Origin of the sequence: Tahibacter harae, assembly GCF_024437735.1 — a bacterium.
In the GTDB taxonomy this organism is placed as follows: Bacteria; Pseudomonadota; Gammaproteobacteria; order Xanthomonadales; family Rhodanobacteraceae; genus Tahibacter; species Tahibacter harae.
Window position 1 is genome coordinate 315,703 of the sequence record NZ_JANFQO010000003.1, and the last position, 19,867, is coordinate 335,569.

Genomic DNA, 19,867 nt, shown 5'->3' on the forward strand with positions numbered 1-19,867 from the left:
GGCTGCAGCGCCGGCCTGGCCGCGACTTTGCGCCGCGCCGCGCACCTTCCAACGCCGCCGGCGCCCCGTATGCTTGCGCTCCCCTGACACGGAGTGCGTCCATGTACATCCTGTATTACTCGCCCGGCTCGGCCAGCATGCTGCCCCACCTGTTGCTGCGCGAGATCGGCGCACAGCACGAACTGCGCGCGGTCAGCATCGACAGCGGCGCCAACCGCAGCCCCGATTACCTCAAGCTCAATCCCAACGGCGTGCTGCCCACCCTGGTCATCGACGGCAAGCCCCATGCGGAGACCGCCGCCCTGCTGCTGATGCTGTGCGAGCGCCATCCTGAAGCCGGCCTGGCGCCGGCACCGGGCACGCCGCAGCGGCTGGATTTCCTGCAAGGCGTAATGCACCTGGCCAACACCCTGCAGCCGGCTTTCCGCCTCTGGTTCTATCCCGGCGACCTGCCCCAGGCCGATGCCGACGCGGTCAAGGCCGGCGTGCGCAGCCGTATCGAAGACTGTTTCGCCCGCCTGGATGCCCAGCTCGACGGCCGCGACTACCTGCTCGGCGGCGACAAGCCCAGCGCGCTGGACTTCTACGCTGTGATGCTGATGCGCTGGTCGCGCAACATGCCCAGGCCGGCGACGCAGTGGCCGCGGCTGCAGGGACTGGCCGACCGCATCCGCGCCCGCGACAGCTGGCGCAAGCTGTATGAGCTGGAGGGTCTCACCGAATGGGCCTGAGCAGTTCCGGATGAATTCGGCGTGAAAGCACGCAGGCCTTGAAACAAAGGCCTGCGCAGCGCTGTTCCACGACATGGCAATTGCGTATAACGCGCACATGGCGATTACGGGATGACGGCCATGAGCGCATTCGACGATGCCCAGCTGCTGATCCGCCTGCTGCGCGAAGGACGCGATTACTACATGTTCGCGCGCGACGAAGTGCGCGATCCGGAGATCGCCGAGGTCTTCGCCCTGGCCGTGCGCGCCCGGCGCGAACTGCTGGAAGACCTGGTCTCCACCCGCCTGCTGTTCCAGACCTCACCCGCCCATGCGGTGCGCACCTTGGCGCCGAATCTCGGCTACGAGGAACTGCGCCACCAGTTCGACCCGCTGCACCCGCGCACCCAGGCCGCCGCACTGCACGAGCGCGAACGCCGCGTGATCGACCTGATGCACGATCTGTTCGAGCACGAGACCGAAAGCTCGCCCAAACTGCACGCGGCGATCAAGGCGCACTACGCGCTGTTTGTCGAAGTGGAAGATTGCCTGGGGCGGTGGAGCGCCACGCAGATGGCGATGTAGTGCGGCGCGATTGGAGATTCGGGAATCGCAAAAGCGGCTTCACGCGATTCTGCCGATCCCGAATCGCCCATCCCGAATTCCGGCCCTCAAAACTCCAACGCCACTTCCAGCGGCTGTACCGACAGCACGATGCGCGGATTGTCGCGGCGCCATTCGCGCTTGTCGGGCAGGTGCAGCTCATCCCTGTCATCGGCGGCGTAGCGCAGCACGCCGGAACTCAGGTGTACCGCGGCGCGCGCTTCGGAACCGGGCGGGAAGCGTATGCGCAGTCCCTGCGGCGAAGGCGCGGCGACACGGTCGAGGAAGGCCAGGCCGGCCAGGCTGGCGTCGTAGGCCCGGGCCAGTTCCAGATAAAGCGAATAGTGGAATTCCTGCTGCGGCCTGGCCGTTTCCGCCCGCAGCGGCAGGGCGAGGGTCAGCGTAGCGAGCGCGGTGAACGTCAGGGTGAGCAGACGGGGCAGCACGACACGTAAGTCCGGCGGGGAGTGGGCCGACCCTAACCCGCGCCGGCTGAAGCCTGATTGACTGCGCGGCTCAGTCGGGCAGGCGGCGGAAGGTCACCACCAGCACATCGCGGTAGGCCGGGGCATTCGTGTCCACTGCCTGCACCGGCGTGACGCCGTGGAAGACGCGGGCGTCGTCGACCAGGGCCGCATCGAAGGCGTGGGTCAGCGTGAAGCGGCCGAGCAGGCGGCCGTCGGGTTCGTGGATGGTGGTGGTGCCGCTGGCGATGTTGTGGCGCGCGACCAGCAGCACCAGCACGTAATCCACGCCGTCGCGATGCACGCCTTCGGGCGTGGGCAGGCCGGCTTCGCCGGCGCGCGCCTCGATGCGGAACTGATGCACTTCCACCTGCCAGCGCGGCTGGCCGGCCAGCGCACCGAACAGCTGGCGGCAGTAGCGCAGCACGGTGCTCAGGCTGCCGGCGCCGTCCCAGCGCGCGTCCACCGGCTCGAACCAGCGTGCGATGCCGCCGTGCAGGTGGTTGTACTGCAAGGCCTGGTAGTGCGGCTGGTGCGGCTGGCGGCGCAGTTCGCCGTCCGCATCGCTGGCGTAGACGGCGTGGCGGCGGCGGCGGTAGCGCCCCTGGTCGGCCATGTAGGTGTCCACGGCCAGGTCGTTCCAGCTCGCGGCGAATTCGGCCCAGTCCTGCAGCGGGCCGCAGGCGGCGAGCTGGGCCTGGAAGGTGTCGCCGGCGACGAAGGCGAAGCCGACGCGGCGCAGGTCGGGCTCGACCGCGGCGAGCAGGCTGGGAGCGGTATCGGTGCGTTCCATGCGGAAACGGTAGCAGAGCGCGGGCGCGGCGCGGACCGGCGATGGCGCATCGTCATATGCGTACAGGCGGCGCGGCCGCGCATGGCTCCCTGCGCGGCGGCGCGATTGGTTCCGCGGCGGCCGGCGCCGGTGTGCGCGAACCGCGCGCCGGTGCAGGGGTTCGGCGCGACACCATTGCCGGCGCGGCGCAGGGCCCGCGCGCCGGCCGCCGCGGCTTGGCTCCGCGCAATCCGGCGGCATTGGCCCCGCGGCGCCGGCGTGCACGGGAGGCGTAATCCGCAACCGCCGCCTTCAGCGTCCGGCGCTGGCCTTCAGCGCGCTGCGCCCGCCCAGGCAGCGGCGCAGATTGGCGCGCGCGGCCATGTCGCAGCGTGCGTGGAAATAGTCGGACAGGAATATGCGCGGCGCATCGAGCAGGCTGCGCAGGAAACGGCGGCGGTAATGGCGGAACATCCAGGCCGGCAGCTTGCCGCGGTACTCCTGTGCGATGGCGGCGTCGTAGGCGTCGAAGCGTTCCGGTGCAGCAGCGAGTATGGCCATGTCGCAGTCCAGGAACAGCGCCGCGTCGGCATCGGCCTGGCCGGGCTGCCAGTGGCCGTGGCGCGCGGTCATCAGGATCAGGGCGGCGACACGCTCCGCATCGGCGGCCTGCGGCGGCAGCCAGCGCGCGATTGCGGCGCGGGCCAGCTCGGCGCTGCGCGCCTCGTTGTCCTTGCGTCCCGCCTCGTAGATCGCATCGTGGTAGAGCAGCGCCAGGAACACTTCGGCCGGCTGCGCCCAGCCCACGTCCGCGGCAACGGCGGCGTAGTGCCCCAGTACTTCCTGCACATGGGCGAAATTGTGATAAGCCCGCGGCGGCTGCGCGTACTGCGCCTGCAACTGCTGCAGCAGTTCCTCCGGCAATGGCAGCGGTGCGGCCAGGTCTGCGGTGTTCATCGCTGATGGCGTCCTGTGCAACAACCCAACTCTTGCCCCATGCCGCGTCACACGGCAGCGACCACACTCGCACAAATGCCCAGCCTATTTCACCCTCGCCTGCTCGAAACCCGCCGCGTCGCCGGCAACCGCCTGCGCCTGGCCCTGCGCCACTGGCCGCAGACCGTGTTCCATCTTGTCGGCGGCGGCGTGCTGCTGGCCCTGGTCGTCAACGGCGTGGGCCGCATCGACGGCGACCGCATAGGCCTGGTGCTGCGCCTGCTTTCCGCCCAGCCGCTGCTGCTGGGACTGGCTTTCGCCGGCTTCGGCCTGGCCATGGTGCGCAGTTCCACGCTCACCCTGGCCGAGGAACTGCGCACCGGCTGGTGGGGCGCGATGCCGGTGCCGGCGGCGGCGACGCGGCGCAGCCTGCAATTGAATGCGCTGCTGCTGACCGTGTTCGGCAACGCCGTGGTGCTGGCCGTATTGCTGCTGGTGGTATGGCTGTCGCGCCGCTCCACCAGCTGGTTCACGCCGGTCGCGCTCACCGCCAGCATTGCGCTGTGGCTGGGCGCGCTGCTGGGCTATCTCGGCGCCCGCCGGCGCGAGCGGCTGCCGCCCGGCGCGCGCACGCAGGAGCATTCCAGCGCCGCGTTCCTGCGCCTGGACCGGCTGGATCATCCACAACTGCACCATCTGCCGGACTGGCAGCGCCGCGAGACCGCGCGGCGCTGGCGCGCCGGCGGCCGCCGCTGGCAGCTGGGCGGACTGGCCCTGCTGATTCCCGCTGCCATGCCCGCGGCCAGCCTTGCCGGCCTGTCGCTGCTGGGCATTGCGCTGATCTGGTATGGACTTGCCCTGCGCGCGAGCGAGGACAGCATCGTCGCCGCCGACCGCCTCAGCGCCGCCCTGCCCCTGCCGTTTCCGCGCTTTGCCGCGGCCACGCTGCGCTATCCGCTGTTCGCCTGGAGCTGCACCGCGCTGCTCTGTGTGATCGGACTGCTGCTGCAGTCGGCCAGCCTGACCCTGGCACTGATCGTGGTGCTGGCGCTGGGCCTGGGCAGCCTGCTTTCGCTGAGCCTGACCTGGCGCTACCGCAAGCGTCCATGGCTGGCGCGCACGCGCGCCGTGGCGGAGACCTGCCTGTTGCTGCTGCTCGCCTATCAGCTGCCGCCGCTGGCGCCGGTTGCCGCGCTGGGCCTGATCGCCCGTCACTATTACGTCGCCCGGAGTGTTCGCTGATGTCTGCACTGGAAATCGCCGGCCTGGTCCATGCCTACGGCCCGCATCGCGTGCTGGACAATCTGGACCTGCGCATCGCTCCCGGCGAATTCGTCGCCCTGATCGGCCCCAACGGCTCGGGCAAGACCACGCTGCTGCGCTGCCTGGCCGGAATACTCGCGCCGCAGCAGGGCCGCGTCGCGATCGCCGGCATCGCGCTGGGCGAGGACGCGCTCGCCGCCAAACAGCGCCTGGGCTTCGCCGTCGATCCGACCTTGCTGCCGCCGCTGCTGACCGGCCGCCAGTGCCTGGAACTGTTCGCCGGCGCGCGCGGCCTGGGCGGCGTGCCCGCGGCCACGCTCGCGCTCGCAGGCGAGCTGGCTTTCGATACCTGGCTGGATCGCGAAGTGCAGAGCTACTCGCTGGGCACGCGGCAGAAGCTCGGCATCCTGCTCGGCGTGATCGGCGAACCGCCGCTGATCGTGCTGGACGAACCCATGAACGGCCTGGACCCGCTCAGCGCCTTTGCCCTGAAGCAATACCTGGTGCGCCTGACCCGCGAAAACGGCTGCGCCGTGCTGCTGGCCACGCACGCGCTGGAAGTGGCCGAACGCTTCATCAGCCGCTGCGTGCTGCTGCTCGGCGGCCGTCTGGTGCAGGACTGGGACACCGCCGCACTGGATGCGATCCGCCACGATGCGGACAACTCGCTGGAACAGGTGATGGTCGAGGCGCTGCGGCGCTTCGGCGCGCCGCGCACGGACTGAGGCCCGGCCTCGCCGCCGCGCGCAGGGCCGCACCGCCGTCACGCACGCGGTGCGGAACCCGGCAACGTCCTCACGGCCGCGTGCACGGGCGCGCCGCGGTGTTGCCTTGGAGGCCGTCGACGAAGAGCAGATCGCAGGCGTAGATGGCGGCACCGCCGCCACTCGCGGCGAAGTCCTGCGCCGGCCAGCCGACGACGATCATGTCCAGCGCCACGCTCAGGGCGCGGCCGAGATTCACATTGCCCGAGCCCGGGAACGTCAGCTCCTGCCGCAGCGGCCAGGCGCCGCCCGAAGGCGCCTGGCGGTCGAACACGTAGACGCGGCCCTGGTCGGGGAACGACGGGCCGCGCGCGCGGCCGTCCGCGCCGACGGCGAGGCGCGTGCCGTCGATGCCGACCGCGCTGCCGAAGCGGTCGCCGGCCTCGGCCTCGGGATGCTGGACCAGCGCCTCGAACGCATACGCATTCTGGCCGACCGCGCGCACATGGATGAACGCGCCGCCGCCCGGTGTGCCGTTGACGCTGCGCCCGGGCGCGCCGAGGGCGAGATAGCCGTCGACCTCGGCCGACGTGCGCTGGATCGCGACGCTGCTGCCCATCGCATCGGCCAGCCCCGGCGTCGCGTTGGCAAACTCCTGCCGGTAGTCCCAGCCCGTGCCGAAATCGCTGCGCTGGTACAGGTAGCCGCGGCCGGCCAGGCCGAAGCCGCCGCTGTTGACGTAGGCCGGCGCGCCGATCAGCAGCGAGCGGTAGCCGGTCAAGGGCACGCTGCCCGAGGTCGCCGCCAGCGCGAGCGCATGGCCGAAGCGCGAGCCGGCCGGCGATTCGGGACCGAACAGGATGTCTTCCCAGGCCACGCCCGCGCCGTCGATGCGGCCGGTCGCGACCGCGCCGCGCTCGACGCCGGCGAGCGTGCTGCGCCCCAGCGGCGCGCCGACCGCGAACACGCCGCCGGAAAGCGCGACCGCCGCGCCTATGCCCAGCTCGGCATCGGGCTCGGCGATGACCGGCGGGAACAGCTTGCGGAACGCCGCCGGAAACAAGGGCTCCTGCAGATCCACCAGATAGGCCTTGGCACGGCCGTCGCTGCAGCCGGGACAGCCGATCAGCACGCGGCTGCCGGATACCGAGACGGATGCGCCGAACCGCGCGCCGGCCTGCGCCGATTCGCCGTCCAGCGCGCCCAGCCGCAGCGGCGCCAGCGCGCGCCAGGCGCCGTCGGTCCAGCGGTAGATGCCGACGCGGCCTGAGTCGGCCGCGCCGTCGTCGTCATGGCCCGGCACGCCGACGGCCAGCCATTCGCCGTCGCGCGAAACGCTGCTTCCGGCGCGATCGGCGGCATTGCCCGATCCGAAGACCGGCGGCAGGTAGCTGTAGACCGGTGCCGTCTGCGCGGCCGCGGCACCGCTGCCGCAGGCGAGCGCGGCGATCGCAAGAATGCGCACAAATATACGCACGGCCTCTCCCCGTTGACGTCGCTACGACGATGAACGCCATCGTCACCGCGAAGCGAACATCGTGCGGCGCCGCAGCGCCGCACGGGGCTCAGCGGATCTCGCAGAAGCAGTAGGCGAATGCCTTGGGCTTGCCGTCCTGGAGCGAGCGCAGCATGCGCAGCGGCCGCTGCAGATCCGGGTCCTGGAGCAGCGCGGTTTCCGGCCGCAGCAGCTCGATGCGGGCCAGAGCCTGCGCGCTGGCGTTGTTGCTGAGGCTGAGCAGGAAGCGCTCGAACGCGCCGGGGGTTTTCTCGATGTAGCGGGTCTGCCATTCCGTGCCGAGCTTGGCGCGTTCGGCCGCCGCGGCAACGGCCGCGTCGAGACCGCCGAGCTTGTCCACCAGGCCGCGCTCCAGCGCCTGGCGGCCGCTCCAGACCCGGCCGCGGGCGACCTGGTCGATTTCCGCCGGCTGCTTGCCGCGCGCCTCGGCGACGCGGCCGATGAAATCGCGGTAGCCCTTGTCGATGATGGACTGGATCACCTTGGCCACGGACGGATCCAGCGGCCGGCGCGGATCCAGCGCGCCGGCGAAGGGCGTAGTGCCGACGCCGTCGGTATGCACGCCGATCTTCTGCAGCGTGGCGTCTATGTTCACGAACAGGCCGAAGATGCCGATGGAGCCGGTGATGGTCGCGGGCTGTGCGTAGATCTCGTCGGCGTTCATCGAGATCCAGTAGCCGCCGGAAGCGGCCACGTCGCCCATCGAGGCGATCACCGGCTTGCCGGCAGCCTTGATCAGCTGCACTTCGCGGCGGATCTGCTCGGAAGCGAACACTTCGCCGCCGGGCGAGTTCACGCGCAGCACCACGGCCTTGACGTTGTCGTCCTCGCGCGCCTCGCGCAGCAGCGCGGCGGTGGACTCGCCGCCGACCGTGCCCGGCGCCTGTTCGCCGCCGACGATTTCGCCTTCGGCCACGACCACCGCGACCGAGGCGCGCAGATCCGGCGCCGACTGGCTCAGCATGGCCTGGTAATCGCGCCAGTGGATCTGGCGGAAGGTGTGGTTCTCCTTGTCCGCGACGCCCTTGGCGATGAGGATTTCGCGCGCTTCGTCGCGCGTGGCGAGGCGGTCGACCAGGTGCGAGGTCAGCGCGATCTTGGCCATATCGCCGTTCGCATCTTCCACTGCATCGGGCAGGATCTCGATGCCGTTCTGGATCGCCTTGGGTTCCAGCTTGCGCCGGCTGCCGACCTCGCTGAGCCAGGTCTGCCACAGGCCGTCCAGCCAGTAGCGGTCGGCCTCGCGCGCTTCGCTGGAGGCGCCGTTGAGGATGTAGGGCTCGGCCGCCGACTTGAATTCCCCTACGCGGAACAGGTGAACGGTGACGGCGAGCTTGTCCAGCAGATCCTTGTAGTAGCCGCGGTAGCTGGCGAAGCCGTTGAGCAGCACCGCGCCGTCGGGATGCAGCAGGATCTGGTCCGCATGCGTGCTGAGCAGGTAGGGCAGCTGGGTCATGCCGTCGGACACGGCGACGACTTCCTTACCGCTGCTGCGGAAGCGCTCCAGCGCCTGGCCTATCTCCATCAGGCTGGCCATGCCGGCGCCGCGCAGGTCGTCGGGCAGCAGCACGATGCGTTCGATGTTGGGATCCTTGGCCGCGCGCTGGATCACGTCCAGCACATCGCGCAGCTGGAATTCGGCGGCCTTGTTGCCGAGCATGCGTTCCAGCGCGCGCGAGCCGGCGTCGTTGCGGTATTGCTCCACCAGTTGGCCCTTCAGATCCAGCACCAGCGCCGTGCGCGGCTGCAGCAGCGGCGCCCGCGCCGACAGCGCGATGAAGAAGGCCAGCAGGATGAACAGGAAGATCAGGTTCAGAACCAGCCGGCGGGTGAAGTTCACGGCATCCCAGATGCCGGTGAAGAACCGCCGCAGCAGGCCGGGCTTGCGCTCCGTCATTTGCATTCTCCAGATTGAGTTTTCACGGCCGCCGGGCGGCCGTCATCCGTGATTGTGGCCCGGAACCGCGGCGGAATCCTGTGCCGCGGGGCCGGGCGGCTGCCAGCGCCCGTGGCGGGCCTGGCGGTGGAAGCGCAGGAACAGCAATACCGCCGCGGCCGACAGGCCGGCGATCAGCCCCATCCACATGCCGCGCGCGCCCTGGCCGGCGCGGAACGCCAGATACCAGCCCACCGGCATGCCAATGCCCCAGTACGCCAGCACCGTGATCAGCATGGGCACGCGCGTGTCCTTGAGCCCGCGCAAGGCACCGTTCGAGGCAACCTGGATGCCGTCGGAAAACTGGAACAGGCCGGCCAGCACCAGCAGCTGCCCGGCCAGGGCGATGACGGCGCCGTCGCTGGTGTACAGCGCGGCCACGCGCTCGGGCACGAGCAGCATGAAGCTGACCGGCAGGAACTGGGTCGCGATGCACAGCACGATGCCGGAATAGCCGGCGTAGCGCACGCCGCGCGCATCGCCGCGGCCCACCGCATTGCCCACGCGCACGGTGATGGCCAGCGCCAGGCCCAGCGGCACCATGAAGCAGACCGCCGATACGTTGAGCGCGATCTGGTGGGCCGAAGCCGTGGTCTCGCCGAAACCCGCCAGCACCAGGGCGACCACGGCGAACAGGCTGGCCTCCATGAACACCGCAACCCCCATGGGCAGGCCTATGCGCAGCAGCTGGGAGATGGCGCGCCAGTCCGGCCGGTCCCAGCGCGCGAACAGATCCTGGCGGCGGTATTCCGGACGCCAGCGCAACCAGGCCAGCAGGGCGAACATCTGCAGCCACAGCACCAGCGCCGTGGCTGCGCCGCAGCCGCGCGCGCCCTGCGGCGAAAAACCGAGGCGGCCGTACATCAGCGCCCAGCCTATGGGCGCAAGCAAGGCCAGGCCGAGCAGGCCGAAATACATGGTGGGCCGGGTCAGGCCCATGCCTTCACTGACGCCGCGCAGGGCGAAATACGCGCACAGCGCCGGTGCGCCCCAGGAAATGGCATGGACGAAGGCCAGCGCGTCGTCGCGCAGGCTGGGATCCACGCCGATCCAGTGCAGGAACAGCGGCGCGAGCAGGCGCACCGCGAAGAACAGCAGCACGCCCATGCCGGCGGCCAGCCACAGGGCCTGGCGGAACAGCGCGCCGATCTCCTTCTCGCGCCGCGCGCCGGCCAGCTGGGCCACCGACGGCGACAGCGCCATCATCACGCCCAGTGCGGCGACGTAGGCCAGCACCCAGAAATTCGCGCCCACCGACACCGCGCCCAGGGTGTGCGCGTTCAGATGCCCGGCCAGCATGGTATCGATCACGGTCATGCCCACGCCGCTGAGCTGCCCCGCCACCAGGGGCAGGGCGAGCAACAGGGTCTGGCCAAATTCGCGCCGCAGGCGCTGGCTGTCGAAGGAGAACATGGGCGGGCAACTGGCTGAAGCGACCTGACAGTTTATCAGGCTTGCGCCGGTGCTCCTGTTAAACATCCGCCGGCGCCAGGGGACAGCCCGGCGCCTATCGGCCATACTCCGGCGCTGCCAGCCCTGGAAGAAACCGCGCCCGCCATGAACCAGCCCGCGCCTGCTCCGCCTGCGTCCGATTCCTGCGCCAACTGCGGCGCCACGCTGCAAGGCAAGTACTGCCACGCCTGCGGGCAGCCGATCAAAGGCATGATACGGCCGCTGTCGGGGCTGACCGCCGATGTGATCGACAGCGTGTTCAATATCGACTCGCGCATCCTGCGCACGATCGGCCCGCTGTATTTCCGCCCCGGCTTCCTCACCACGGAATATTTCATCGGCCGGCGCCAGCGCTATGTCACGCCGTTCCGGCTGGTCTTCTTCCTCACCATCATCGCCTTCCTGCTCGCCCAGCTCTACAGCGACCAGACGGGGCTGAGCAACAGCCCGCTGTTCAAGATGGGCACCAATTCCATCGCCGCGGCCACCACCCAGGAAACGGTTTTCCACTTCCGCGACGAGGCGCTGAAGGAAATCGAGGAAGCCACGCGCAAGAGCGGCCTGCCGCCGGAGGCGCGCAAGGCGCTGGAGGAAGCGCGCGCGGAGATCCTGCGCCAGTCCCAGGCGCGCATGGAATACCTGAAGAAAGTGCAAGAAGCCCGCGCCAAGGGCCTGCCGCCGCCGGCGCCGCAGAGTGCCGACGAGGGCAATCCCGTGCCCGATTCGGCGCACTGGCGCAAGCGCAAGGAATCAAAAGAATCACCGGCCGGCGAACCGGCACCGGCGGAGGAAAACAAGCCTGCCGCGGAGACACCGGCAGGCGGCGCCCCGTCCGAAGCCCCCGCCGCGCCCGCGATCGAGATTCCTGGCGCGACCGTGCCGCCGATCCAGCTTCCGCCGATACCCGAGGTGCGCGACAAGGACGGCAAGGTGGTACCGACGCCGCCGGTGCCGCAGCTTCCGGGCACGGACGGCGAGAAGGAACCGGAAATCACCTTCAGCGGCGGCAAGCCCTGGGATCCGAAGACCAATCCGCTCACGTTCGATTTCCTGCCCGAGGCCGGCAACGCGAAAGTGAACGAGCTGATCGGCACGATGCGGCACAACCTCAAGCGCATCAGCACCGAGCCCAAGCGCATGATGGCGGCCTACTTCGGCGTGCTGCCGCAGACCCTGTTCGTGCTGATGCCGCTGTTCGCCGTGATGTTGAAATTCTTCTACATTTTCAAACGGCGCTACTACATGGAGCATCTGATCGTGGCGCTGCACAGCCACGCCTTCCTCTCCCTGAGCGTGCTGCTGATCTCGCTGCTGGGCCTGGCCCGGCTGGCCTTCCCGGCCGCGACAACGCCGCTGACCTGGCTGATGATGGCCGCCGGTTGGTGGATGCCGCTGTACCTGCTGCTGATGCAGAAGCGGGTCTACCGCCAGAACTGGTTCATGACCCTGCTCAAGTTCAGCATCATCGGCACCTGCTACACCGTGCTGGTATCGGTGGCCCTGGCCATTGCAGCCGTGATTGCACTGGCGGTCGCATGATCGTCTACGAGGTCAGTCTCGAAGTGGACCATGCGATCGTGGCGCCTTACCTGGCCTGGCTGCGCGACCACATCGCGCAGATCCTCGCCCTGCCCGGCTTCGTCGACGCACACCTGTACGAACGCCGCGACGTCGCAGTCGACGCGCCGCGGCACAGCCTGGTCGTGGTCTACCGCCTCAGCGACGAACCGGCGCTGGAGAACTATTTCACCCACCACGCCGCGGCCCTGCGCGCCGACGGACAGGCGCGCTTTCCCGGACAGTTCAGCGCGACGCGGCGCGTGTTGCGAGAGCTGTAAGCAGCCGGGTTCGGGATTGGAGATTCGCGAAGCCAGGCGCTGCTGCCCGTGCTGCTTTTGCTTGAGGCCGGGATTCGGGACTCGGGATTCGCGAAAGCAGCCACGCTGAGCGGAGCGTTTTGCTCTGCGATCCCGAATCGCTAATCACTAATCCGTATCCCCGATCCCGGCTCCTGATCGCCGCTCAAGCGCTGCGCCCGCGTCGCCGCATCCATCTGCAGGATCGCCCTGCGCAGCGCCGCCTGGCGTTCCGGCGGCGTGCTGCCGTGCAGATGGCGGAATGCGCGGCGCTGCTCCGGAGTCAGGCTGTCGAGCAGGCGGCGCAGGGGTTCGCGTTCGGCTTCGGGCAGGGACTGCAGCCAGCGTTCGCGCGCGAGGGCGCGGCGTTCGGCGGCGGCGCCCTGCAGGAAGGCGCGGCGTTCCGGCGGGCTCATGCGCTCGAATTCCTCGCGCAGGCGGGCGCGTTCGCCGGGCGGCAGATCGCGGAAGCGTTTCATGCCGCGGCGTACGCGGTCCTGCTGTTCCGGCGGCATGTTGCGGAAATCGCGGAAGCGTTCGCGCAGTTGCTGACGCTGCTCGGGCGTGAGTTCCTGCCAGCGGCGGAAGCGCTCCTGCATTTCTGCACGCCGCGGCGGCGGCAGTTCGGCCCAGCGCGCGGCGGCGCGGCGCAGGCGCGCCTGGCGTTCCGGCGGCAATTGGTCCCATTGCGCGGCGAAGGGCTGCAGCTGCTCGCGCTCGGCGGGAGAGAGACTGTTCCACGGCGCGGGCCTGGGCGGCTCCGGCGGTGACGCCGCGCGGGCCGGATCCGGTGCTGCGCCCGCGGCCGGCCCAGTGCGCGCGGTGTCGGCCGGCGGTGCGGGCGGCATCTGCGCCTGCTGTGCCAGGCGCAGATGCCGGCTTTCATGCCTTGCCTTACCGGTTGGGAAAGGTCGCTCCGCGTCCGCCAGCTGCGCCAAACGCAAAGATCCAGCTCCGCACCGGCCACGGTCTGCGCAGGAATACCGCTCCGACGCCGACGGCGGCTCCGGGTACCGGGCCTGGGCTCCGCGCCCGCATTCCATCCGCATAGATGGCGCCGCATCCGGCGGTTGCGCCCCTATCGGCAAAGCCAGCGCCAGCATCGCAAAAGCCAGACGCCGCACGCGGTGCAGACCCGGCTGCCGCACGGCGTGAGCCGCTGCGCACCCGTCTTGGTCACGCCCGCAACCACGGCCGGAAAGATCAGCGTCCATCGTCCTCATCCCCAGAATCCCGCGGCACCGGCGGCAGTTCGGCCGGATCTATCCATTCGCCCCGGGCGTCCTCGAATTCGCTCAGGTACAGCAGCAGTTCGGCATCGGCCGCAGCGCTGTCGGCCGGGACCGGCCTCGCCGTCGCGGCGGGCGGCGGGCCCGGCGCCGGCGGCGCGACGGCCGCGGCGGTGCTGAGCACGAGGCTCAGCCATTGTGCTCGTCTTGCGCATCCAGCCATGCGTAGAACTCCAGCTCATCGGTCAGTTCCAGCTCGCCTTCGGCGAGCAGTTCGGCGTCTTCCGGCGACAGGGTCGCCGCGGCGGGCAGGCCGGTGTTGTTGCCGGGCGCGGTCGGCGGCCCGTCCGGCCACAGCAGCGCCACGGCCAGCAGCAGCGAGGCGGCGACGGCGAGGCGGCGCGTCCAGCGCAGCGGCCGGCGCTGCGGCGCCAGCCCGGCCAGGGCGCGCTGGCGCGCCTGGTTCAGGCGCGACACGGTGGCCGCGTCCAGCGCCTGGGCGGAGTCCTCCAGCACGGCGCGGGCCTCGCCGGTCCAGTCGGGATGCTCGTTCATCGGTGCGGCTCCAGGGCGGCGCGCAGCGCATTCAGCGCGCGCCAGAGATGGGTTTTCACGCTGCCCTCGCCGCAGCGCATGGCGGCGGCGGTGGCGGCCACGTCCAGGCCTTCCCAGATGCGCAGCAGGAAGGCCTGGCGCTGACGCAGCGGCAGGGCGCGCAGGGCAGCATCCAGGGCCTGCCCGGCATCGGCATCGGCCAGGCGCGCCAGCGGGCCGGCTTCGGCCGGGTCTTCGGCCAGGGCGATGGGATCTTCCTCGTCCTCGTCCGCCCGTGCCGGCCACCACGCCGCCAGCCAGCGCCCGCGCACCTTGCCGCGCCGGTGCCAGTCGGTGAGGCGGCTGTCCAGCACGCGGTGGAACAGCGGCGCCCAGTCGGCCTCGGGCTTGGCGGCATAGTGGCGCACGAAGCCGAGCATGGCGTCCTGCACCAGATCCAGCGCCTCGTCGCGATTGCCGGTGGACAGCTCGGCCATGCGCAGCGCGCGCCGCTCGACGCCGCGCAGAAAGCCGTCGAGGCGGGTTCGCGCGGCGGGGGCTTCGGCCCGGTCCAGTGGCATCCAGCTCGAATCCTTTGCCAGGTTGCAGTTCATTCTAGTGGGGTGGTTCGTGGAACGACGCGCGCGGGCCGATTTCGCTGCCGGGCAGCGGTGATGGCGAGGTGCCCGGCCGGCAGAGCGGCGGTGGGATCTCCCGCCCTGCGGCCGCGGTGATCCTGAATTGGTCCGAAGAGCCGTCCTGCCGCCACGCTGCACCCGCTTTTTTGCGCCCGTCCCGCTTCAACGCAGGGCGCAAAAAAGGGTTGACAGGGCGCAAAGCCAGACGCCATGCGGAGGAGGCGCATCCGCCCCCTGTGTCAAGGGTTGTACACAGCCCCCGCCAGGCGGGCCGGACCGTTGCGACAAACGCGCCAAGTGCCGCAGATTACTTTTTTAAGACAATTTAACCCATTGATTCGGAACGAATATGGCGAATTGATTAAAGAATCGCCAAGCCGAGGCGAAGCCCGTATTTACGGCCTTTGCGCGCGTCTGTCCGGGCTTGTTCCACAGCTTTATCCACAGGTCTTGTGGATAAGCGGCAAATCCTTTTCAAAACAGTCGACTGCGCCAGATTGCTAATAATTTGACCAGGAATGTCGCCGGGCCGCCGGGCAGGCAAGGCATAGCGCACGTACCGGTAACTTCTTCCCGCCCTGGCGCAGGGGCGCGGGCTGGCCGGAAATCCGGGTTTTCACCTCGCCAGTCCGGTAGCCGCCGCTCCGCGACAGGGCAACCCATGCGACCATAGGCAGGTTTCGACCAGCGGCCAGAACCGCCGTCCATGCCTGAAATCCTGCGCGTCGCCGTTCCTGTTCCGCTGCCGCAGCTGTTCGACTACCGCGCGCCGCGCGGTGTGCGGGTCGCTCCCGGCTGCCGCGTGCTGGTGCCGTTCGGGCCGGGGCGGCAGGTCGCCGTGGTGGTCGGCAGCGCGGCGCACAGCGAGGTGGATCCGGCGAAGCTGAAATCGGTCAGCGCGGTGCTGGACACCACGCCGCTGCTGGGCGAGGAACTGCTGGCCACGCTGCAATGGGCCGCGCGCTACTACCAGCATCCGCTGGGCGCGGTGCTGGAAACTGCGCTGCCGGTGGGGCTGCGCCAGGCCAAGCCGCTGCCGTTCGAAGGCTATCGCGCGCTGGCGCTGAGCGCGGACGGGCGCGCGACCAGCGCCGACACCCTGCGCCGCGGCACGCGCATCCGCACCTTGTTCGAGCGGCTGGCGGCGGGTCCGCTGACGTATGCAGCGCTGGATGTCGCGCTGCCTGGCTGGCGCGACAGCGCCGCGGCGCTGCGCCAGCGCGGCCTGATCGAGACGGTCGCCGTGGCCGCCAGTGCCGAAGTGGCGCCCTGCACCGCCGCGCCGGCCCTGAACCCGGCCCAGGCCGAGGCCGTGAGCCGTATCGCGGCCCAGCTGCAGCGCTTCCAGCCCTGGCTGCTGCAGGGCGTGACCGGCAGCGGCAAGACCGAGGTGTATCTGGGCCTGATCGAGCACGTGGTCGCCGCCGGCCGCCAGGCCCTGGTGCTGGTGCCGGAGATCGGCCTGACCCCGCAGACCCTGCGCCGCTTCCGCGACCGCTTCGGCAACGGCGTGCATGCGCTGCATTCCGGCCTGGCCGAAGGTGAGCGCTCGCGCGCCTGGCTGGCGGCGGCACGCGGCGAGGCCCAGGTCATACTCGGTACGCGCTCGGCGGTGTTCGCGCCGCTGCCGCGGCTGGGGCTGATCGCGGTCGACGAGGAACACGACGCCTCCTACAAGCAGCAGGACGGCTTCCGCTACCACGCCCGCGACCTGGCCGTGGTACGCGCGCGGGCGCTGGGGATTCCGGTGGTGCTGGGCTCGGCCACGCCGTCGCTGGAAAGCCTGGCCAACGCCGCCTCGGGCCGCTACGAAAAACTGTTGCTGCCGCTGCGTGCAGGCAGTGCCCAGCCGCCGCAGCTGCGCGTGGTCGATGCGCGCCGCACCCGCCTGAGCCACGGCCTGGGTCCGGAACTGCTCACCGCCCTGCGCGCCACCCTGGCGCGCGGCGAACAGGCGCTGATCTTCCGCAATCGCCGCGGCTACGCGCCGGTGCTGCTATGCCACGACTGCGGCTGGCATGCGGACTGCGAACGCTGCGCCAAGCCCATGACCTTGCATCGCCAGCGCGGGCGGCTGGTCTGCCATCACTGCGAAGCCGAGCGGCGCGTGCCGGTGCATTGCGAGGAATGCAACAGCACCAACCTGATGCCCCAGGGCCAGGGCACCGAACGCCTGGAAGAAGCCCTGGGCGAACTCTTCCCCGATACCGCCCTGGTGCGCATAGACCGCGAGACGACGCGCCGGCGCGGCGCGCTGGAAGCCCTGCTGGACCGGCTGGGGCCGAACCAGCCCGGCATCTACATAGGCACGCAGATGCTGGCCAAGGGGCATGACCTGCCCAACCTCACCCTGGTCGCCATCCTGGGCGTGGACGAAGGCCTGCACAGCATCGACTTCCGCGCCAGCGAACGCCTGGGCCAGCTCATCGTGCAGGTGGCCGGCCGCGCCGGCCGCGCGCACAAGCCCGGTACGGTACTGCTGCAGACGCATCATCCGGATCACCCGCTGCTGGCGCGGCTGCTGCGCGGCGGCTATGCGGCGCTGGCCGAGGAACTGCTGGCCGAGCGCCGCGCCGCCGAGCTGCCGCCGTATGCGCACCTGGCCCTGCTGCGCGCCGAGGCCAAGGAAATGGCCGCCGTGGAAGAATTCCTGCACGCCTGCGCCGCCGCCGCCGGTGCCGTCGAAGGCGTGGACCTGAGCGGGCCGATTCCCGCCCCCATGCCGCTGCGCGCCGGACTGGCGCGCGCGCAATTGCTGCTCTCGGCGCTGGACCGCACCCGCCTGCAGGCGGCGCTGCCCGGCTGGCTCGAATCCTGGCGTCAGCTGCCCTCGGCGCGGCGCGTGCGCTGGTCCCTCGATGTGGACCCCATCGACCTGTATTGAAGGCAAACGTGTGAGCAATCCATGCAATCGCAGCAAAAACCCCATGTCGTCATCATCGGCGGCGGTTTCGGCGGGCTGTGGGCCGCCCGCGCCCTGGCCGGCAGCGCGGTGCGGGTCAGCCTGATCGACAAGGTCAACCATCACCTGTTCCAGCCGCTGCTGTACCAGGTCGCCACGGCAGGACTGTCCATGCCCGATATCGCCGCGCCGCTGCGGCATATCCTGCGCAACCAGGCCAATGCCACGGTGCTGCTGGGCGAAGTCAGCGAGATCGACCACGCCCGGCGCCAGGTGCGCTGCACCGACGGCAATGCGCTGGACTACGACTACCTCATCGTCGCCAGCGGCGCGCGCCATGCCTATTTCGGCCACGACGAATGGGCCGCCCACGCGCCGGGCCTGAAAACGCTCGACGACGCCTTGGTCATACGCCGCCAGGTGCTGACCGCATTCGAGCGCGCCGAGGCCGAGCCCGACGCGGCCCGCCGCGCCGCCTGGCTGAACTTCGTCGTCATCGGCGGCGGCCCCACCGGCGTGGAACTGGCCGGCACTCTGGCCGAGATCGCACGGCACACCCTGCGCCGCGAATTCCGCCGCGTCGATCCCGCCACCGCACGGGTAATGCTGGTGGAAGCCGGTCCGCGCGTGCTGGCCGCGCTGCCGGCGGAACTTTCAGTCAAGGCGGAAAAACAGCTGCAGCGCCTGGGCGTGGAGGTGCTGACCGGCCGCGCGGTGACCACTGTCGACGCTGACGGCATAGCCTTGGGCGAGGAACGCATCGCGGCGCGCAGCGTGCTCTGGGCCGCCGGCGTGGCGGCCTCTCCGCTGGGCCGCCAGCTGGGCGCACCGCTGGACAAGGCCGGGCGCGTGCTGGTGCAGGATGACCTCAGCCTGGCCGGGCAGCCGGAAATCTTCGTGATCGGCGATCTGGCCAGCAAGCAGCAGGACGGCCGCCCGCTGCCCGGCGTGGCGCCGGTGGCCAAGCAGATGGGCACGCATGCGGCCAGGACAATCCTGGCACGCCTGCGCGGCCAGCCGGCCAGACCGTTCCGCTATTCCGACGTGGGTTCGCTGGCGACCATAGGCCGCATGGCCGCGGTGGCCGACCTGGGCCGGATCCGCCTGTCCGGCATCCTGGCCTGGTGGTTCTGGCTGTTCGTGCACATTTTCTTCCTGATCGGCTTCCGCAGCCGCCTGATCGTGCTGATCAACTGGGCCTGGTCGTACTGGACCTACCAGCGCCACGCGCGAATCATCGTCGGCCAGCAGCCGGCCACGCCGGAAGACCGCAGCGCCTGATCGCAGAAACGACGACGGCCCCTCGCGGGGCCGTCGTGTGCTGTTGCGGTGTTGCCTGTGATTTACGCGACGAACAGGGCGCGCATCTTCTTCATCGCATTCGCCTCGATCTGGCGGATGCGCTCGGCCGAGACGCCGTACTCGTCGGCCAGTTCCTGCAGCGTGGCCTTCTCGCCGTCCTTGAGCCAGCGCCGCGTGATGATGTCGCGGGAACGCTGATCCAGGCGGGCCATGCCTTCGCGCAGGGCTTCGAGCTGGTTTTCTTCCTGATCGTCGTTGGCCAGGGACTGATACGGGTCGGCGTTGTGGTCGACCAGGTAGGCCACCGGCGCCGGCGGCGCCTCGTCGTCGTTGTCCGACGGAGCATCGAAGCCCACGTCGCGGCCGGACAGGCGGGACTCCATCTCCAGCACGGTCGCTACCGGCACGCCGAGTTCCTTGGCCACGGTCTGGGCCTCGTCATGGCTGAGCCAGCCCAGGCGCTTCTTCGACTTGCGCAGGTTGAAGAACAGCTTGCGCTGCGCCTTGGTCGTGGCGACCTTGACGATGCGCCAGTTGCGCAAGATGAATTCGTGCATCTCGGCGCGGATCCAGTGCACCGCGAAGGAAACCAGGCGCACGCCCAGGGTCGGGTCGAAGCGCTTGACGGCCTTCATCAGGCCGATGTTGCCTTCCTGCACCAGATCACCCAGCGGCAGGCCGTAACCCTGGTAGCCGCGGGCGACATGCACGACGAAACGCAGATGGGACAGGACCAGTCGCTTGGCGGCATCCAGGTCGCTGTCGCGACGCAGGCGCTCGGCCAGCTCCTGTTCTTCGTCCTGGGTCAGCATCGGGACACGGTGCGTCGCGCTGATGTAAGCCTCCAGGCTGCCCAGCGCACTCGGGATCGGCAGGTTGTTGCTGACTAGGGCAAGCGCTTCGGTCATGGCTTGAAACCTCCAATACTGGAACACAGGTTAGCACTCGCCTACACAGAGTGCTAAGTGCGCCGGGAGTTCCCTGTTCGGGACGTCGCCCAGCGAACGGCGATTAGTGTACCAGCAAGTACAGGAAAAGGGTTAGGGCGCT

General features: G+C 69.9%; 19 protein-coding genes. 8 read left to right on the top strand and 11 right to left on the bottom strand.

Annotation, left to right across the window (positions count from 1 at the left end; all coding sequences use genetic code 11):
* Nucleotides 1–101: 101 nt before the first annotated feature.
* Both NM961_RS04770 and NM961_RS04775 read left to right on the top strand, forming a co-directional pair.
* On the top strand, nucleotides 102–731 hold the full coding sequence (locus NM961_RS04770) for a glutathione S-transferase family protein (protein WP_255911951.1): 630 nt from the start codon (nucleotides 102–104) through the stop codon (nucleotides 729–731).
* A 120-nt stretch (nucleotides 732–851) separates the two neighbouring features.
* The gene (locus tag NM961_RS04775; RefSeq protein ID WP_255911953.1) at nucleotides 852–1,295 is read left to right on the top strand and encodes a hypothetical protein; all 444 of its coding nucleotides are present in this window, start codon (nucleotides 852–854) and stop codon (nucleotides 1,293–1,295) included.
* Nucleotides 1,296–1,381: 86 nt separating this feature from the next.
* On the opposite strand, the gene NM961_RS04780 is transcribed toward NM961_RS04775, so the two are convergent.
* The 3 genes from NM961_RS04780 to NM961_RS04790 all read right to left on the bottom strand — a co-directional run bounded on the left by NM961_RS04780 (nucleotide 1,382) and on the right by NM961_RS04790 (nucleotide 3,506).
* A complete protein-coding gene (locus tag NM961_RS04780; protein WP_255911955.1) occupies nucleotides 1,382–1,759 on the bottom strand; it encodes a hypothetical protein in 378 nt (125 codons plus the stop codon).
* 70 nt (nucleotides 1,760–1,829) lie between these two features.
* Nucleotides 1,830–2,570, bottom strand: coding sequence for a 2OG-Fe dioxygenase family protein (locus NM961_RS04785; protein WP_255911965.1), 741 nt, complete (start codon nucleotides 2,568–2,570; stop codon nucleotides 1,830–1,832).
* Between the two features lie 291 nt (nucleotides 2,571–2,861).
* Nucleotides 2,862–3,506, bottom strand: coding sequence for an HD domain-containing protein (locus tag NM961_RS04790; protein ID WP_255911967.1), 645 nt, complete (start codon nucleotides 3,504–3,506; stop codon nucleotides 2,862–2,864).
* 75 nt (nucleotides 3,507–3,581) lie between these two features.
* Between NM961_RS04790 and NM961_RS04795 the strand changes: the two genes are divergently transcribed.
* Nucleotides 3,582–4,727, top strand: a complete 1,146-nt coding sequence (locus NM961_RS04795) for a hypothetical protein (protein ID WP_255911969.1) — start codon at nucleotides 3,582–3,584, stop codon at nucleotides 4,725–4,727.
* Nucleotides 4,727–5,473 (top strand): ABC transporter ATP-binding protein, encoded by a 747-nt coding sequence (locus tag NM961_RS04800; RefSeq protein WP_255911971.1) that lies wholly within the window; start codon nucleotides 4,727–4,729, stop codon nucleotides 5,471–5,473. The genes NM961_RS04795 and NM961_RS04800 overlap by 1 nt, the downstream gene beginning before the upstream one ends.
* A gap of 70 nt (nucleotides 5,474–5,543) precedes the next feature.
* Here NM961_RS04800 and NM961_RS24115 read toward each other — a convergent pair whose 3' ends face one another.
* From NM961_RS24115 to NM961_RS04815, 3 genes are all read right to left on the bottom strand, one after another.
* The gene (locus NM961_RS24115) at nucleotides 5,544–6,929 is read right to left on the bottom strand and encodes an FG-GAP repeat protein (RefSeq protein WP_255911973.1); all 1,386 of its coding nucleotides are present in this window, start codon (nucleotides 6,927–6,929) and stop codon (nucleotides 5,544–5,546) included.
* An 88-nt stretch (nucleotides 6,930–7,017) separates the two neighbouring features.
* Nucleotides 7,018–8,865, bottom strand: coding sequence for a signal peptide peptidase SppA (gene sppA, locus NM961_RS04810; protein ID WP_255911975.1), 1,848 nt, complete (start codon nucleotides 8,863–8,865; stop codon nucleotides 7,018–7,020).
* A gap of 42 nt (nucleotides 8,866–8,907) precedes the next feature.
* Nucleotides 8,908–10,317 (bottom strand): MATE family efflux transporter, encoded by a 1,410-nt coding sequence (locus tag NM961_RS04815; protein ID WP_255911985.1) that lies wholly within the window; start codon nucleotides 10,315–10,317, stop codon nucleotides 8,908–8,910.
* 144 nt (nucleotides 10,318–10,461) lie between these two features.
* Here NM961_RS04815 and NM961_RS04820 point away from each other — a divergent pair, with 144 nt between their 5' ends.
* Both NM961_RS04820 and NM961_RS04825 read left to right on the top strand, forming a co-directional pair.
* Nucleotides 10,462–11,895, top strand: a complete 1,434-nt coding sequence (locus tag NM961_RS04820; protein WP_255911987.1) for a DUF3667 domain-containing protein — start codon at nucleotides 10,462–10,464, stop codon at nucleotides 11,893–11,895.
* Nucleotides 11,892–12,194, top strand: coding sequence for a DUF4286 family protein (locus tag NM961_RS04825; RefSeq protein ID WP_255911989.1), 303 nt, complete (start codon nucleotides 11,892–11,894; stop codon nucleotides 12,192–12,194). The genes NM961_RS04820 and NM961_RS04825 overlap by 4 nt, the downstream gene beginning before the upstream one ends.
* 140 nt (nucleotides 12,195–12,334) lie before the next feature.
* Here NM961_RS04825 and NM961_RS04830 read toward each other — a convergent pair whose 3' ends face one another.
* The 4 genes from NM961_RS04830 to NM961_RS04845 form a co-directional block, all read right to left on the bottom strand.
* On the bottom strand, nucleotides 12,335–13,060 hold the full coding sequence (locus tag NM961_RS04830) for a DUF3106 domain-containing protein (RefSeq protein WP_255911991.1): 726 nt from the start codon (nucleotides 13,058–13,060) through the stop codon (nucleotides 12,335–12,337).
* Nucleotides 13,061–13,415: 355 nt separating this feature from the next.
* Complete coding sequence (locus NM961_RS04835) at nucleotides 13,416–13,625, bottom strand: hypothetical protein (protein WP_255911993.1); 210 nt, start codon at nucleotides 13,623–13,625, stop codon at nucleotides 13,416–13,418.
* A gap of 5 nt (nucleotides 13,626–13,630) precedes the next feature.
* Nucleotides 13,631–13,996: a hypothetical protein gene (locus NM961_RS04840; RefSeq protein ID WP_255911995.1), complete on the bottom strand. Its 366-nt coding sequence runs from the start codon at nucleotides 13,994–13,996 to the stop codon at nucleotides 13,631–13,633.
* Nucleotides 13,993–14,556 (bottom strand): RNA polymerase sigma factor, encoded by a 564-nt coding sequence (locus tag NM961_RS04845; RefSeq protein ID WP_255911997.1) that lies wholly within the window; start codon nucleotides 14,554–14,556, stop codon nucleotides 13,993–13,995. The genes NM961_RS04840 and NM961_RS04845 overlap by 4 nt, the downstream gene beginning before the upstream one ends.
* A 763-nt stretch (nucleotides 14,557–15,319) precedes the next feature.
* Here NM961_RS04845 and NM961_RS04850 point away from each other — a divergent pair.
* Both NM961_RS04850 and NM961_RS04855 read left to right on the top strand, forming a co-directional pair.
* Complete coding sequence (locus NM961_RS04850) at nucleotides 15,320–17,497, top strand: primosomal protein N' (protein WP_255911999.1); 2,178 nt, start codon at nucleotides 15,320–15,322, stop codon at nucleotides 17,495–17,497.
* A 21-nt stretch (nucleotides 17,498–17,518) separates the two neighbouring features.
* Entirely contained in the window at nucleotides 17,519–18,796 is a 1,278-nt protein-coding gene (locus NM961_RS04855; RefSeq protein WP_255912009.1) for an NAD(P)/FAD-dependent oxidoreductase, read from the top strand.
* Nucleotides 18,797–18,858: 62 nt separating this feature from the next.
* Here NM961_RS04855 and rpoH read toward each other — a convergent pair whose 3' ends face one another.
* Entirely contained in the window at nucleotides 18,859–19,725 is an 867-nt protein-coding gene (gene rpoH / locus NM961_RS04860) for an RNA polymerase sigma factor RpoH (protein ID WP_255912011.1), read from the bottom strand.
* Nucleotides 19,726–19,867 lie beyond the last annotated feature (142 nt).